Source organism: Mesorhizobium sp. P3_B5, assembly GCF_056402815.1.
This window is the reverse complement of the sequence record NZ_JBFUGR010000003.1, coordinates 156,723-168,732: the sequence shown is the minus strand read 5'-3', so window position 1 is coordinate 168,732 and position 12,010 is coordinate 156,723. Positions and strand designations below refer to the sequence as shown.

The window sequence follows — 12,010 nt, the reverse complement described above, 5'->3', positions numbered from 1 at the left end:
AAATTATGTCAGTACTATTGACGTAATTTCCTGGCAATGGTAATTTTTGACAAGCTTTTCGGTGGATTGCGAACGAAAAGGCAAAGGGAAGCCGTTTTTCCGGAACTTCCTGAGTTTGCCAACCCTCAAATATCCGCCTACGCTTTGAGACACCGGCTGCCCGACGCGGCTGAGACGAAAAACGCAACGAAAAAATAATGTGCGGGCGGCCGCTCGCGGGAGGTTTCCATGGCATCCGTTCCCTTCGACCAGCTGGACGGCTTTATCTGGATGAACGGCGAGTTCGTCAAATGGGGCGACGCCAAGATCCACGTGCTGACTCACGGCCTGCACTATGCCGGCGCCGTCTTCGAGGGCGAGCGCGCTTATGGCGGCGAGATTTTCAAGCTCAACGAGCATACCGAGCGCCTGCATGAATCGGCACACCTGCTCGGCTACACGATTCCCTACTCGGTGGCAGAGCTCAACGATGCCTCCACCACGCTTTTGAAGAAGCAAGGTTTCCAGGACGCCTATGTTAGGCCGATCGCCTGGCGCGGCAGCGAGCAGATGGGCGTTGCGGCGCAGAACAATCGGATCAACTGCGCCATCGCTATCTGGCAGTGGCCGAGCTACTTCGATCCGGCGCAGAAGCTCAAGGGCATCCGTCTCGATCTGGCGGAATGGCGCCGGCCCGATCCGCGCACCGCGCCGTCCAAGTCGAAGGCCTCCGGCCTCTACATGATCTGCACCATGTCCAAGCATGCCGCCGAAGCCAAGGGCTATGCCGATGCCATGATGCTCGACTGGCGTGGCCAGGTCGCGGAAGCGACGGGCGCCAACATCTTCTTCGTCCAGGACGGCAAGATCCACACGCCCACGCCCGATTGCTTCCTCGACGGCATCACCCGCCGTACGGTCATCGACCTCGCCAAGGAGCGTGGCATCGAGGTGATCGAGCGCGCCATCATGCCGGACGAGCTCGAAGGCTTCCAGCAGTGCTTCCTGACCGGGACGGCGGCTGAAGTGACGCCGGTTTCGGAGGTTGGGCCCTACCGATTCGAGGTCGGCGAAATCGCCAAAACACTGATGAATGACTACTCGGCCGCAGTGCAGCCTAAGCATGCGATCGCCGCAGAATAGCGTAAGTCACAGCTTTTTAGTCAAGCAGGGGCGGTTTTGAAGCCGCCCCTTTTATTTCAGCATCTCTGCATTTGACTTTCGTCCAATTCAGCGTCTCATGATGGCGTCGGCCCGGGAGGCTGGCAGTCATGGAGGGACTGGTAATATGGACATGAACACGCTTCTTCCGATCATTATTCAGGTGATTACGGGTATCATCGGTGGTCAGGCGGTGGGCGCGGCGCTCAAACAGGCAGCCTTGGGTCAGCTTCCCAAAATCCTGGGCGGCGCTCTCGGCGGCGTCGGCGGCGCGGCTATCCTCGGCAGCCTGCTGGGCGGCGGTGCGGTCGATCCGGCAGCGGCTGCGGCGGCCACCAGCGGATTGGGCAGCGCGTTGAACCTCAACAACATCGTTGGCGGTGCCGGCGGCGGCGCCATCCTGACCGGCATCATCGGTGCGGTCATGGGTGCGATGAAGAAATAAGCCTTCTGCGTTTCAGGCTTCTCGCATGGGCGGCTGCGGCCGCCCATTTCTGTTTTTGGGCTAACTCGCCGGCCGCTTTTTGGCGGTGGACGGCTTTCGCCTCTGTCTCTACATCGGAGATGAGATAGCGAAAGGACGACCATGGGGCAGCTCAATGCCGGCATCGTGCCGGTCACACCCTTCCAGCAGAATTGCACCATCCTGTTCGACATGGATGACAAGCGAGGCGTCGTCGTCGATCCGGGCGGCGACATCGACAAGGTGCTGTCGGTGCTGAAGGACAATGCGATCACCGCAGGCGCGATCTGGATCACGCATGGCCATATCGACCATGCCGGCGGTGCGATGGATTTGAAGGAAGCGCTCGGCGTCGACATCATCGGCCCGCACGAGGCCGACAAGCCGCTGCTGGCCAATCTCGAGAACCAGGCCAGGCGCTTCGGCATCACCGACCCGGTGCGCAACTGCGTGCCCGACCGGTTTCTCACCGAAGGTGAAACCGTGTCGTTCGGCCAGCATGTGTTCGAGGTGCTTCATTGTCCCGGCCACGCGCCCGGCCATGTCGTCTACTACAACCGTGCGGCGAAGTTCGCCCATGTCGGCGACGTGCTGTTTCGCGGCTCGGTCGGCCGCACGGATCTGCCAGGCGGCGACCATGCCGCGCTGATCGCCTCAATCAAGGAGAAGCTTCTGCCGCTCGGCGACGACATCGGCTTCATCTGCGGCCATGGGCCCGGTGGCCGCTTCGGCGAGGAGCGCCGGAGCAATCCGTTCCTGACCTAGGGTGTGCCGATATTCAGGTGAGGCCGAGCCGAGAGCGATGGTCTCCTGCGCTTCCGGCCTTCGCCGGCCGAAGCATTCATGAAGGATCGTGGCAGCTAAGGCTACGGCCGGCGTAGGCCGGTCCTCACGTACCCAAAAGTACGCTCCGCTCAGGTTCTCGGAACCCATCGCTCTCGGCTCGGCCTGACCTGAATCTCAACACACCCGGGGTGAGCACCTGGCAACGGATCAGAAATCGAGAGCTCAATACAAAAAAGCGCTGGCCTTGCGGACAGCGCTTTTTTGCTTTGGGGCAGGGAAGTCCTAATGCGCTTCGCGCTTAATTGCTCTGCCTTGTGCAAGTCGTTATACCAAAACCGCTGCGCACTTTTGGACGACATGCACTCAGTTGGCGGTGCAGAAATGCTGCTCGCCGTCATTGCCGGTGAAGGTTCCCGAGCGGGAGTTGAAGGTCCGGTAGCGATCCGAGCAGTATTCGTACCATTCGCGGGTCCACGGCTCGGCGTAGCGGTCGGCATAAACGACCCGCGGCTGTACGTAGTAGCGGCGTACCGGTGCCGGCCGGGCGTAACCATCGTAATCGTCATAGCCGGGATCGTAGTATCTCGGCTGCGGGTTGTTGAGCGCACCGACGATCAACGCGCCGGCTGCCAGGCCAAGGACGCCGGCGGCGAGGGCGTCACCATTGTGATGCCGGTGATGGCGCCACTCATCGGCATTGGCAGCAGGCAAGGTGGCGAGCGTGGTCGCGGCGATGGCTGCGGACAGGATGGTGGTCTTGAAAATGCGATTCATCTTGGTCTCCTTCGTGCCGTCCCGTGCAATTTTTCGGGGGGATGCGGTCCGGCTTTACCAAAGATTAATAGGCGACCGTGGCTGAACGGGGGCTGAACGAAATTTTCGGACGTTCAATGCGTGCGACAAAAACCGCACGCTCGCAGAGAGCGGACCTCACCCCGTTCGGTCCTGTCTTTCAGGCCGGCTCAGCCGACCGAAAGGTTGACGGCCTTCGGCCCCTTGCCGCGCTTGTCCGGCTCGGTGTCGAAGGACACTTTCTGCCCATCCTCAAGACCGGGAAGACCCGACGCCTGCACGGCGGAAATATGGACGAAGACATCCTTCGCGCCATCGTCCGGCGTGATGAAGCCGAAGCCTTTGGCATGATTGAAGAATTTGACGGTGCCGGTCTGCGGCATGGGAAGCTCCCTTTGATCCCATAAAGTCCAGTCTCGGGCCGGCAAATGCCCGAAGGGAAATTTGTCCTTTATTTTAGCGCTATCGGCAAGAGAAAGTTTTGCGGGGGCGGGCTAAAGCGCGTCGCGTTGAAGCGGATTCAGGCAACGCGCTTTAAGTCTTTGTTTTGATGCATGTCGTTGTCCCAAAACCGCTGCGCACTTTTGGGCGACATGCATTGGGCGCGCCGGACACGAAAAAGGCGCGACAGAACCCGTCGCGCCTTCGAAAAAATTCAAGCCCGGCTCCGGAAGCCGGCTCAAGGTCTTGCGGCGTCCTCTCGCACGTCCGAACGGACGCGCAACGGTTCAGGCTGCGCGCAGATTGACCGCCTTCGGACCCTTGCCCATGCGGTCGGGCTCGACGTCGAAGGTGACCTTCTGGCCATCGACGAGAGTACGCAGGCCCGAAGCCTCGATCGCGGAAATGTGGACGAACACATCCTTGGCGCCGCCGTCTGGCGTGATGAAGCCGAAGCCTTTGGTCGCGTTGAAGAATTTAACGGTGCCGGTCTGGGCCATTGGGGAAACTCCTTCACCCGTGTCAGTCTTGTGGTTTGCCCGCCGCCTGGCGCCGTGGGCAAGTCCCGGTGGTTGCTTCGGCAGTCACGCATTTGCGCATGGTCAAACCCCCCGCCGAAAACGGGGCCGTCAGAGATTCACAGTATCGGGGAAAGGTCGTCCAAAACGTTCCGCTCTCCGGGTCGCAAATGCCCGAACACAAAATTTATCGCACGGAAACGTGATGGTTGCAAGATAGGCCCGCGGGGCGCCCCGATGGGCGCATCCCGACGTAGCGCATCGATAGACCCGGCTCTCTCCCCGGTCATCGGCCAGAGCCCGGCCACGCATGGTCCAGCGCTGGAAAGCGGGCCATGTCAGGGGTGGCGCCGGCACGCGCGCCGCGTCGTTTCCGCAAACGGCGGACCGCAAACGGGGGTTGCATTTGCGACCGGAATGAAGAGGATTGGCTGGCGTGTTTAGCGCCGGGACGGGGGTCTCGAGGGAGACATATTCATGAGATTTCTTGCGGCAATCTTCTCGCGACAGGGCTTTGCCATCCTGTTCCTGTCGGCAATTCTTGGCGCCTGCACGGTGGTGGTCGATGAGGGACCAGGGCCGCGCCCGCCAAGGCCGGAGCCGCAATTCTGCCCCAAGCACTATGAGCCGGTCTGTGCCCGGCGCGGCGGCGACCGCCAGACCTTCGCCAATGCCTGCCTTGCCGAGCGGGCAGGATATCGCATTTTGCGCGATGGCGAGTGCCGCGACGGTGGCGGTGGCGGCGGCGAGGAGCAGACATTCTGCACCCGCGAATATGCTCCGGTCTGTGCCCGCCGGCATGGCGAACTGCGCACCTTCCCGAACGAATGCGAGGCTCGTGCCGCCGACTACAACGTCGTGGATGATGGTCCCTGCTGAGGCGTGAGTGGGGCGCGTCTCACATTTCTACGGGATACGCCCCATCAGCCGGCCCGGCGTAAAGCTCGCTGCCATCCTCGTCGGAAATACGCAGGCGATCGGGGGTCTGCGGCATGGCCAGTGTGTGGAACAGCGCGCTCGCGCCTTGCAAGGCGGCGCGCAAATTCGGCGCCTCAAGCGACACCTTGTCGAGCATCGCCTCGTCGGCATCGCGCGACCGATAGAACTCGATGACGAAGTTCAAGCGCGCCTCCGTGTTGGATAGGCGTTTAGCTGCCCTGCATCGCGTCAGATATGCCGCGGCGCCTCTCGCCTTCGAGGCACCGGCGAGCGGTCCGTTTGCTTCCGCTACTTGGACTTCGGCTTCAGTCCGGTTTCCGCCTGCTTGACCGCCGAGCCGAAGGGCGAGGCCGGTTTTGCCGCCACCTTGTCCTTCTTGGGCTTGCGTGTCTCACGATTGCTGCGCTGTTGACCCTTGGCCATTCTCTGGTCCCTCGTTGTGTGTCTGTTGAGGTGCGGACGAGAGCTGATCCATTCCGGTGGATCGGGATGGGGCTCTGTCTTGTTATTCAACCGCGATGGTCTAGACCGCCGGATTGTCGGCCGCTTCGAGATTGTCTTCCGTGGTGACCCGCTCGTGGGTCTCCTGCTCGCTGCGGATGCGGTATTGCGGGGAGCCGTCCTTGACCGGCATCATGCTCTTGATCTGGAACAGCTCCGCGGTCTTCTGCACCAGGCCGGTGCGGCTTTTCATGCGCACTGTCTGGCCGATCGCGAAAAGATGCGCGGGCGTGTCGGTGCGTGGGCGTGCATTCTGCTGGAAACGGATCATGCGGCGTTCTCCCGGTCTTGCCGAAGCGCTGTTTCGAGTTCGGCGTGGTCGATGGCGATGAGCTGGCTGGTCGGGCTTTTCACCGTCCTTGCCGGCAGATGGATGAAGGTGGCGACACGGCGCCAGGCAAGCCACGACATGCCGTCGATCAGCTCTTCGTCGTGGTCGATGTCATAATCGCCGGCCGGCAAACTTCCTTCCAGCCCGCCGAGCACGAAAGGTGCTGCGAAGTGGGCGATGGAATGGGTGGTGCGGCCGGACATTCTGGTGCCTCGATGTTCTATCAATCCGCGAAAGCGGTTTCTTCAAAGAGAGAAATGGTCGCGAGGTGTCGCGCGCCCTGTGTCGGCAATCTGGGTATCGGCGATCTTGAATGAGGTTGACGGGTCGAGAACTCTGACGCCGCGAGATGCCAAGCCTGACCCAAAATTGACCTCAAATCTTTATTCCGGAATCCCGGATAAATCAAGAAGATTCCTGTAAATCCCTGATCTTATCGCAAAAATCGTCCCCTATAACTATCTGTAGAATGCTGATAGGGTGCGGATGCATTCTCAAAAATTGTTTGATATTTCGCCGGAACATTTGTCCCGGCATTTGCATTTTATTTAGGCATAGGAGGAGAAAACATGATTTCTGTAAAAACCCCGGACGGCTCCACCGTGACAATCAAGCCGATCGTCAAGCCGATCAAAGTCATCTCGGCGCGGCTGACGATCAGAAGCGACGAGGCAGCAAGGCGGATGATCGCCGACACCGACGGCACGCTGCGCCGCGCGCGCCAGCTTGCCGAAAGCAACCGCCTGATTTGACAGGGCCGGATCCCGTCTTGATCCGCTCTTGAATCTGCGTCTGCCATGGCTTAGGTCCGGCAAGCGGACAAACACGGCAGGTTTCCCATCACCAGAGATCCAAAACAACGGGCAGGCGCAGGCGGACAGCCGCCGCTAGGGCTAGACCAGCGCGTGCAGCAGGCGTTGCAGCTGCATCAGGCCGGCCGCCGGCAAGAGGCCGAGATGCTGTACCGTCAGGTGCTGGCGCAAAAGGCCAATCACCCTGCGGCGGCGCATTTCCTCGGGCTGCTGCTGCACCAGACCGGGCGCAGCGCCGATGGGCTGACGCTGCTTGAACAGTCGGTGCGCTTGCTGCCGAACAATCCGGATTTTCTCAACAATCTCGGCACGGTGATGCGCGATCTTGGCCGCGTTGCCGCGGCCGTGGATTTCTTCCGCGGTGCAGTGAACCTCAAGCCAGATCAGCTTGCGGCGCGCGACAATCTCGGTTCGGCGCTGAAACAGCTCGGCCAGTTCGAGGATGCCGAAGCCATCTATCGCGGCACGGTCGGACGCAATCCCTTCCATGTGCGTGCACGCATCGGGCTAGCCGAAACGCTGCAGGAAGCAGGGCGTCTGGATGAGGCGTTGGCAACCTTCCGCGAGGCGCTGACGATCCGGCCGAAGGATGCAAACCTGTTGCATGGGCTCGGCGTCGGGATGATGGAAAAAGGCAAGCTTGATGAAGCGGCCGATCTGTTCCGGCAAGCGCTGGCAGTCGAGCCCGGCATGGCCACGGCATGGCTGATGCTGACGCAGGTCAAGCGCCAGAAGGAGCGTGACGCCGAGCTGGCCGGCATGGAGGCGCAGCACGCCAAGGCGCCCGCAGATAGCCTGGCGCGCATGCAGCTTTCCTTCGGCCTCGGCAAGGCCAATGACGATCTGAAGGACTATGGCCGCGCCTTCGACTATTTCGCCGAAGGCAATGCGATCCGGCGCAAAGGCATCGACTACGATGCGGGCAGGACGCGCGCCGAATTCGAGGCGATGAAGGCGACCTTCAACGCCGGCTTCTTCGAAAAGCACAGGCCGAGCACGATCGGCGACGACACGCCGATCTTCGTTGTCGGCATGCCGCGCTCCGGCACCACGCTGATCGAGCAGATCATCTCCAGCCATCCCAAGGTCTATGGCGCGGGCGAGCTCTCGATCCTGAAGACGGCGGTGGGAAAGCAGTTTCCGCTGACCATGAAGGGCGGCTTCCCCCAGGGGATAGCCGACATGCCCGACAAGGCCTTCTTCGAGGCAGGCCAGGCCTATCTCGACATGCTGCACGCCCGCTATCCCGGCTTCCAGCATGTCACCGACAAGATGCCCGGCAACTTCCTGCTGGTCGGCTTCATCCACATGATGCTGCCGAAGGCCAAGATCATCCATTGCGCGCGCGATGCGGCGGCGACATGCCTTTCGATCTACAAGGTGCATTTCCGCGGCGACAGCCATCGCTACGGCTACGACCTTGGCGAGCTCGCCGATTTCCACAATCTCTACACCGACATCATGGCGCATTGGCGCGCTGTCCTGCCCGGCGTCGTGCACGATGTGCGCTACGAGGATTTCRTCGCCGACCAGGAAGGGCAGACGCGGGCGCTGATTGCCCATCTCGGCCTGCCATGGGACGACGCTGCGCTGTCGTTTCACGAGACCGACCGTCCGGTGCGCACGGCCTCGGCCGCGCAAGTGCGCCAGCCGATGTACCAGGGCTCGGTCGATCTGTGGAAGCGCTATGGCGACCGGCTCAAGCCGTTGCTCGACAGGCTGGACTGAACAATCAGGCCAATGCCTTGAGCTGATCGGCTTGCGCCTTCTGCTCGTAGCACAGAAAGACGTTGCCATTGCCAAAGGTCTGCGATCGGCTCAGCTTTATGTCGAGCGGTTTGCCGATGCCTTCGAACATCGTCCTGCCGGCGCCGAGCACGACCGGAACGACGACGAATTGGTATTCGTCGATCAGATCTTCCTCGGCCAATTGGGCGATGAGATTGCCGCTTCCCAGGATGGTCATGTGATTGCCCGGCTGCTGCTTCAGTTCCCGGAGCTTCGCGGCTGGTCCGCTTTTGACCAACTCGGTGTTGTTCCAACTGGCTGTGTCGAGCGTGCGGGAAAACACGACCTTCGGCATGGTGTTCATTCGTTCGGCGACCACCGGCGCGATCTGTGCGGCCAGCGGCGTTGGCCAGAACTGGATCATCAGGTCATAGGTGACGCGGCCTAGCACCAGCATGCCGCCGCCTTTGGCATTGTTGGCGACGAAGGCGTTCCATTCCGGGTCCTGGCTGTGCGCCCAATCCATGGCGCCGTGCCCGTCGGTAAAATAGCCGTCGAGCGATATGCTGTTGAAAACGATCAGCTTGCGCATAAGTCGGTCCTATTTTTTTGAGAAATCGAGTCGAGTTTCGCGTTCTGCCGTTGGTATCGGAACGCCCGGTCTACAGTTCCATGAACGGCTGGAAGCCGCCGAAGATCATGCGCTTCATATCGAAGGGCATAGGCCCCCAATCGGGCGTCAAACGCGGGTCGGCCATGACCTTGGGCATCACCGTGTCGCGACTTTCCTTCGATTCATAGACCACCCAGGAAAAGACGACGATCTCGTCGTCTTTTGCCTGCACGGCACGCGGAAACGAGGTCACCTCGCCATAGGGCACGTCGTCGCCGATGCATTCGACATAGGCGAGTGCGCCGTGTTCCATCCATATGGGGCCGGTGAGGTTGGCCAGTCTTTTGTAGTCATCGAGATTCGCCTTGGGCACGGCGAGTACAAAACCATCGACATAGGACATGAGGTTCTCCTGGGTTAGCAGCGCTCTTCCTTCTCCCCTTGTGGGAGAAGGTGGATCGGCGCGCAGCGCCGAGACGGATGAGGGGTGTCCCAGCTTGGCGCCAAGTTACCCCTCACCCGGATTGCCAGCCGAATTGCCGAGAGCAATCCGGGGCAATCTCCCACAGGGGGAGAGGTAAAGCCTCAGGCTTTCTTGGCCGGTGCGTTCATCGCCCATTCGACACCGAACGGGTCGCGCATATTGCCCCACTGGTCGCCCCAGAACATGACCTGCAGCGGCACGGCGACTTCGCACCCGGCCTCGACGGCGCGCTTCCACCAGGCATCGATGTCGTCGCTGCCGAGGTGAAGCTGCATGGTGTAGCCCTGCGGCTTGACGGCGGGCATCCCGTTTTCAGGGTAGAAATCGGAGAGCATCAGCGTCGAGCCGTTGATGTGGAGGTGGATGTGCATGGTGCGGCCCTGGTCATCCGGCGGATAGAAGAACACCTGCTCGGCGCCAAAGGCCTTCTTGTAGAACTCGGCAGCCTTGAAGGCGCCGTCCAGTTGCAGATAAGGGGTCAATCCACCGAGCACTTTTGCAGCCGGCTGAACGGGGGTCTGGTCGGTCATGTCTTGCTCCTCTTTGCGTTGGGTCCGGGCGTGTGATCTGGCCTTGCGGACCATAGGACGAACGAGGTGACGGCATTCCTACATGGCCGCCGCGATTTTTTTGGCGTGAAATGAACTTGCGTCGGGGCCCCCCAAATCAGAGCGCAAATCTCGGAGCTCTCGGGCTAGAAAGGGGGCCGGCGCCACTTCCTCAAGCCCCCTTGGGACGACCATGATCCTCTACTACCAGACCCACTCGCCCTTCGCGCGCAAGGCACTCGTCTTCGCGCATGAGGTCGGCATTGCCGATCGGCTCGAGGTCATTCATCACGAGACCAGCCCGACCTCGCGCAATGCGCGCATCTATGCCGAAAACCCGCTTGGAAAGGTGCCGGTGCTGTTGCGGCCAGACGCGTCGCCGATCTTCGATTCCGATGTCATCTGCGCCTATTTCGACACGCTGCATGACGGCCGCAAGCTGCTGCCGCAGGACGGCGAGGCGCGCTGGCAAGCATTGCAGCTGCAAGCAGTCGCTCAAGGGTTGGCGCAGACGGGCATAGCTTTGCGTTGGGAGACGGAAAGGCGGCCCGAACAGTTGCGTTATGCTGCTCTTGCCCAGGGATACCGGGACAAGATCGAGGCGAGCTATGACTGGATCGAAAGCATGCTGGATGATGACGCCCCGCTCCATGTCGGCCATATAGCGCTTGCCACCACACTGTCCTGGATGGCGTTCCGCCAGCTTCCGTCGTTTCGCGAGCGGACACGGCTGACGCGCTGGTTCGAGGCTTTCGAAAGGCGCGGATCGATGCAGGCGACGCCGCTGTCGGGCGACACGCACGATTGAGCAATGGTCGCCCCGTGGCGGCCTGCATCGATATTGTCCGACCGCATGGTCAGGGCGCCCTGCGGATCCGTGGGCCGTTTTGCGCGTCGATGACGATTTCCGGCCAGCCAATATCCTTGCGCAGTTCAATCGGCAGGGACAGCAACTCGCGCTCACTGCGATGGCGGGCGCGATTCTGTGCGTAACGGGTGGCAACGCGGCCTATGGATGACAGAATGGACATGATGCTTTCTCCTCAGATGAAGCCGGCATCATCGTGTCGGCATCCCAAGGACGCGGCACGTTCAGGCGATCCGACAGGGCGCCGAATCTTTTTTGCGTCAGCACCGAAGGCGGAACGGAACCGAGTTGTTGCCAGCGCCGCCTACCTCAAGCAGCAACTTCCAAGCGCTCGATCGTTTCGAGATCGGCCTTCTTGGCCTCTCCCTCCACGGCAAGGTCATAACTGGACTGCATGTTCATCCAGAATTGCGGCGTGGTTCCGAAAAACTTGGCAAGGCGCAACGCTGTGTCGGGCGTTACCGGCGTCGTCTCGCTGGCCAGGCGCTCGATACGCGTACGCGGCACATGCAGCTTTTTGGCCAGCGAATAGGGCCTCAGGCCAAGCGGTATGAGATACTCCTCGCGGAGGATTTCTCCGGGATGGATAGGCGGGTTGATGTTCAGCATTTGAGACCCTGTCTTTCAATGATAGTCGGTGATTTCGACATCGTCGGCTTGCCCGTCAACCCAGCGAAAGCAAATGCGAAACTGATCGTTGATGCGGATCGAATGCTGACCGGCACGGTTGCCTTTCAGCGGCTCAAGCCTGTTGCCGGGTGGCGTCTTCAGGTCTGACAGTTCGGCGGCGTTGTCGATCATGAACAGCTTGCGCTGAGCGGAACGAACGAGATCCGATGGGAAGCCCTTCGGAGCCTTGCCTTTCGAAACCGCCTCGCTGGTCTTGTCCTTGAATGAACGTATCATCTGCTGTATCCGACAAACGTATCGTCGCATGATACGCAACGGAAGTCAAGAGAAACGTCTCATGCAATGATACGAATTCCGATCTGTCGGTGACAGACCGGAATTCCATATCGGCAGGATATCTGGTCTCGCCGCCAATC

The 12,010-nt window shown here is 60.8% G+C and carries 20 protein-coding genes; 7 read left to right on the top strand and 13 right to left on the bottom strand.

Going from position 1 to position 12,010, the window contains the following annotated elements:
• The first annotated feature begins 228 nt into the window (after window positions 1-228).
• The 3 genes from AC1DVW_RS10510 to AC1DVW_RS10500 all read left to right on the top strand — a co-directional run bounded on the left by AC1DVW_RS10510 (window position 229) and on the right by AC1DVW_RS10500 (window position 2,368).
• The gene (locus tag AC1DVW_RS10510) at window positions 229-1,122 is read left to right on the top strand and encodes a branched-chain amino acid aminotransferase (RefSeq protein ID WP_477322903.1); all 894 of its coding nucleotides are present in this window, start codon (window positions 229-231) and stop codon (window positions 1,120-1,122) included.
• Window positions 1,123-1,267: 145 nt separating this feature from the next.
• Window positions 1,268-1,585 carry a hypothetical protein gene (locus AC1DVW_RS10505; RefSeq protein ID WP_477245452.1) on the top strand — a complete coding sequence of 106 codons (318 nt, stop codon included), beginning with the start codon at window positions 1,268-1,270 and terminating at the stop codon, window positions 1,583-1,585.
• Window positions 1,586-1,726: 141 nt separating this feature from the next.
• On the top strand, window positions 1,727-2,368 hold the full coding sequence (locus AC1DVW_RS10500; RefSeq protein WP_477322901.1) for an MBL fold metallo-hydrolase: 642 nt from the start codon (window positions 1,727-1,729) through the stop codon (window positions 2,366-2,368).
• 384 nt (window positions 2,369-2,752) lie between these two features.
• Here the strand turns inward: AC1DVW_RS10500 and AC1DVW_RS10495 are convergent, their stop codons facing one another.
• From AC1DVW_RS10495 to AC1DVW_RS10485, 3 genes are all read right to left on the bottom strand, one after another.
• The gene (locus AC1DVW_RS10495; RefSeq protein WP_477272735.1) at window positions 2,753-3,163 is read right to left on the bottom strand and encodes a BA14K family protein; all 411 of its coding nucleotides are present in this window, start codon (window positions 3,161-3,163) and stop codon (window positions 2,753-2,755) included.
• Window positions 3,164-3,351: 188 nt separating this feature from the next.
• Entirely contained in the window at window positions 3,352-3,564 is a 213-nt protein-coding gene (locus AC1DVW_RS10490; RefSeq protein WP_013530020.1) for a cold-shock protein, read from the bottom strand.
• 345 nt (window positions 3,565-3,909) lie between these two features.
• Complete coding sequence (locus tag AC1DVW_RS10485; RefSeq protein ID WP_006202520.1) at window positions 3,910-4,122, bottom strand: cold-shock protein; 213 nt, start codon at window positions 4,120-4,122, stop codon at window positions 3,910-3,912.
• A gap of 495 nt (window positions 4,123-4,617) precedes the next feature.
• Here AC1DVW_RS10485 and AC1DVW_RS10480 point away from each other — a divergent pair, with 495 nt between their 5' ends.
• Window positions 4,618-5,019 carry a Kazal-type serine protease inhibitor family protein gene (locus AC1DVW_RS10480; RefSeq protein ID WP_477322899.1) on the top strand — a complete coding sequence of 134 codons (402 nt, stop codon included), beginning with the start codon at window positions 4,618-4,620 and terminating at the stop codon, window positions 5,017-5,019.
• A gap of 19 nt (window positions 5,020-5,038) precedes the next feature.
• Here AC1DVW_RS10480 and AC1DVW_RS10475 read toward each other — a convergent pair whose 3' ends face one another.
• From AC1DVW_RS10475 to AC1DVW_RS10460, 4 genes are all read right to left on the bottom strand, one after another.
• Window positions 5,039-5,263: a hypothetical protein gene (locus AC1DVW_RS10475; protein WP_477322897.1), complete on the bottom strand. Its 225-nt coding sequence runs from the start codon at window positions 5,261-5,263 to the stop codon at window positions 5,039-5,041.
• 104 nt (window positions 5,264-5,367) lie between these two features.
• Entirely contained in the window at window positions 5,368-5,502 is a 135-nt protein-coding gene (locus AC1DVW_RS10470; RefSeq protein WP_477245443.1) for a hypothetical protein, read from the bottom strand.
• A gap of 100 nt (window positions 5,503-5,602) precedes the next feature.
• Window positions 5,603-5,851, bottom strand: coding sequence for a hypothetical protein (locus AC1DVW_RS10465; RefSeq protein ID WP_477272730.1), 249 nt, complete (start codon window positions 5,849-5,851; stop codon window positions 5,603-5,605).
• A complete protein-coding gene (locus tag AC1DVW_RS10460; protein ID WP_477322895.1) occupies window positions 5,848-6,114 on the bottom strand; it encodes a hypothetical protein in 267 nt (88 codons plus the stop codon). The genes AC1DVW_RS10465 and AC1DVW_RS10460 overlap by 4 nt, the downstream gene beginning before the upstream one ends.
• 366 nt (window positions 6,115-6,480) lie before the next feature.
• On the opposite strand from AC1DVW_RS10460, the gene AC1DVW_RS10455 reads away from it, so the two are divergent.
• The gene (locus AC1DVW_RS10455) at window positions 6,481-6,663 is read left to right on the top strand and encodes a hypothetical protein (RefSeq protein ID WP_477272729.1); all 183 of its coding nucleotides are present in this window, start codon (window positions 6,481-6,483) and stop codon (window positions 6,661-6,663) included.
• A 204-nt stretch (window positions 6,664-6,867) separates the two neighbouring features.
• The gene (locus AC1DVW_RS10450) at window positions 6,868-8,451 is read left to right on the top strand and encodes a tetratricopeptide repeat-containing sulfotransferase family protein (protein WP_477322893.1); all 1,584 of its coding nucleotides are present in this window, start codon (window positions 6,868-6,870) and stop codon (window positions 8,449-8,451) included.
• Window positions 8,452-8,455: 4 nt separating this feature from the next.
• On the opposite strand, the gene AC1DVW_RS10445 is transcribed toward AC1DVW_RS10450, so the two are convergent.
• The 3 genes from AC1DVW_RS10445 to AC1DVW_RS10435 form a co-directional block, all read right to left on the bottom strand.
• Window positions 8,456-9,043: a dihydrofolate reductase family protein gene (locus AC1DVW_RS10445; protein WP_477322892.1), complete on the bottom strand. Its 588-nt coding sequence runs from the start codon at window positions 9,041-9,043 to the stop codon at window positions 8,456-8,458.
• A gap of 70 nt (window positions 9,044-9,113) precedes the next feature.
• Complete coding sequence (locus AC1DVW_RS10440; RefSeq protein ID WP_477322890.1) at window positions 9,114-9,467, bottom strand: DUF1428 domain-containing protein; 354 nt, start codon at window positions 9,465-9,467, stop codon at window positions 9,114-9,116.
• Between the two features lie 182 nt (window positions 9,468-9,649).
• Complete coding sequence (locus AC1DVW_RS10435) at window positions 9,650-10,078, bottom strand: VOC family protein (protein WP_477322888.1); 429 nt, start codon at window positions 10,076-10,078, stop codon at window positions 9,650-9,652.
• Between the two features lie 211 nt (window positions 10,079-10,289).
• Here AC1DVW_RS10435 and AC1DVW_RS10430 point away from each other — a divergent pair, with 211 nt between their 5' ends.
• Window positions 10,290-10,904 (top strand): glutathione S-transferase family protein, encoded by a 615-nt coding sequence (locus AC1DVW_RS10430; RefSeq protein WP_477322887.1) that lies wholly within the window; start codon window positions 10,290-10,292, stop codon window positions 10,902-10,904.
• 49 nt (window positions 10,905-10,953) lie between these two features.
• On the opposite strand, the gene AC1DVW_RS10425 is transcribed toward AC1DVW_RS10430, so the two are convergent.
• From AC1DVW_RS10425 to AC1DVW_RS10415, 3 genes are all read right to left on the bottom strand, one after another.
• Window positions 10,954-11,127 carry a hypothetical protein gene (locus AC1DVW_RS10425; protein WP_477272719.1) on the bottom strand — a complete coding sequence of 58 codons (174 nt, stop codon included), beginning with the start codon at window positions 11,125-11,127 and terminating at the stop codon, window positions 10,954-10,956.
• Window positions 11,128-11,273: 146 nt separating this feature from the next.
• Window positions 11,274-11,573, bottom strand: a complete 300-nt coding sequence (locus AC1DVW_RS10420) for a HigA family addiction module antitoxin (protein WP_477322886.1) — start codon at window positions 11,571-11,573, stop codon at window positions 11,274-11,276.
• A 15-nt stretch (window positions 11,574-11,588) separates the two neighbouring features.
• Window positions 11,589-11,870, bottom strand: coding sequence for a type II toxin-antitoxin system RelE/ParE family toxin (locus AC1DVW_RS10415; protein ID WP_477322884.1), 282 nt, complete (start codon window positions 11,868-11,870; stop codon window positions 11,589-11,591).
• Between the last annotated feature and the right edge of the window lie 140 nt (window positions 11,871-12,010).

Bases quoted from the DNA above. Each gene is read 5' to 3' on its own strand.
- AC1DVW_RS10510 (WP_477322903.1), top strand. From the start codon at position 229: ATGGCATCCGTTCCCTTCGACCAGCTGGACGGCTTTATCTGGATGAAC.
- AC1DVW_RS10420 (WP_477322886.1), bottom strand. From the start codon at position 11,573: ATGCTGAACATCAACCCGCCTATCCATCCCGGAGAAATCCTCCGCGAG.
- AC1DVW_RS10495 (WP_477272735.1), bottom strand. From the start codon at position 3,163: ATGAATCGCATTTTCAAGACCACCATCCTGTCCGCAGCCATCGCCGCG.
- AC1DVW_RS10505 (WP_477245452.1), top strand. From the start codon at position 1,268: ATGGACATGAACACGCTTCTTCCGATCATTATTCAGGTGATTACGGGT.
- AC1DVW_RS10500 (WP_477322901.1), top strand. From the start codon at position 1,727: ATGGGGCAGCTCAATGCCGGCATCGTGCCGGTCACACCCTTCCAGCAG.
- AC1DVW_RS10440 (WP_477322890.1), bottom strand. From the start codon at position 9,467: ATGTCCTATGTCGATGGTTTTGTACTCGCCGTGCCCAAGGCGAATCTC.
- AC1DVW_RS10465 (WP_477272730.1), bottom strand. From the start codon at position 5,851: ATGATCCGTTTCCAGCAGAATGCACGCCCACGCACCGACACGCCCGCG.
- AC1DVW_RS10415 (WP_477322884.1), bottom strand. From the start codon at position 11,870: ATGATACGTTCATTCAAGGACAAGACCAGCGAGGCGGTTTCGAAAGGC.
- AC1DVW_RS10460 (WP_477322895.1), bottom strand. From the start codon at position 6,114: ATGTCCGGCCGCACCACCCATTCCATCGCCCACTTCGCAGCACCTTTC.
- AC1DVW_RS10425 (WP_477272719.1), bottom strand. From the start codon at position 11,127: ATGTCCATTCTGTCATCCATAGGCCGCGTTGCCACCCGTTACGCACAG.
- AC1DVW_RS10485 (WP_006202520.1), bottom strand. From the start codon at position 4,122: ATGGCCCAGACCGGCACCGTTAAATTCTTCAACGCGACCAAAGGCTTC.
- AC1DVW_RS10470 (WP_477245443.1), bottom strand. From the start codon at position 5,502: ATGGCCAAGGGTCAACAGCGCAGCAATCGTGAGACACGCAAGCCCAAG.
- AC1DVW_RS10430 (WP_477322887.1), top strand. From the start codon at position 10,290: ATGATCCTCTACTACCAGACCCACTCGCCCTTCGCGCGCAAGGCACTC.
- AC1DVW_RS10490 (WP_013530020.1), bottom strand. From the start codon at position 3,564: ATGCCGCAGACCGGCACCGTCAAATTCTTCAATCATGCCAAAGGCTTC.
- AC1DVW_RS10435 (WP_477322888.1), bottom strand. From the start codon at position 10,078: ATGACCGACCAGACCCCCGTTCAGCCGGCTGCAAAAGTGCTCGGTGGA.
- AC1DVW_RS10445 (WP_477322892.1), bottom strand. From the start codon at position 9,043: ATGCGCAAGCTGATCGTTTTCAACAGCATATCGCTCGACGGCTATTTT.
- AC1DVW_RS10455 (WP_477272729.1), top strand. From the start codon at position 6,481: ATGATTTCTGTAAAAACCCCGGACGGCTCCACCGTGACAATCAAGCCG.
- AC1DVW_RS10480 (WP_477322899.1), top strand. From the start codon at position 4,618: ATGAGATTTCTTGCGGCAATCTTCTCGCGACAGGGCTTTGCCATCCTG.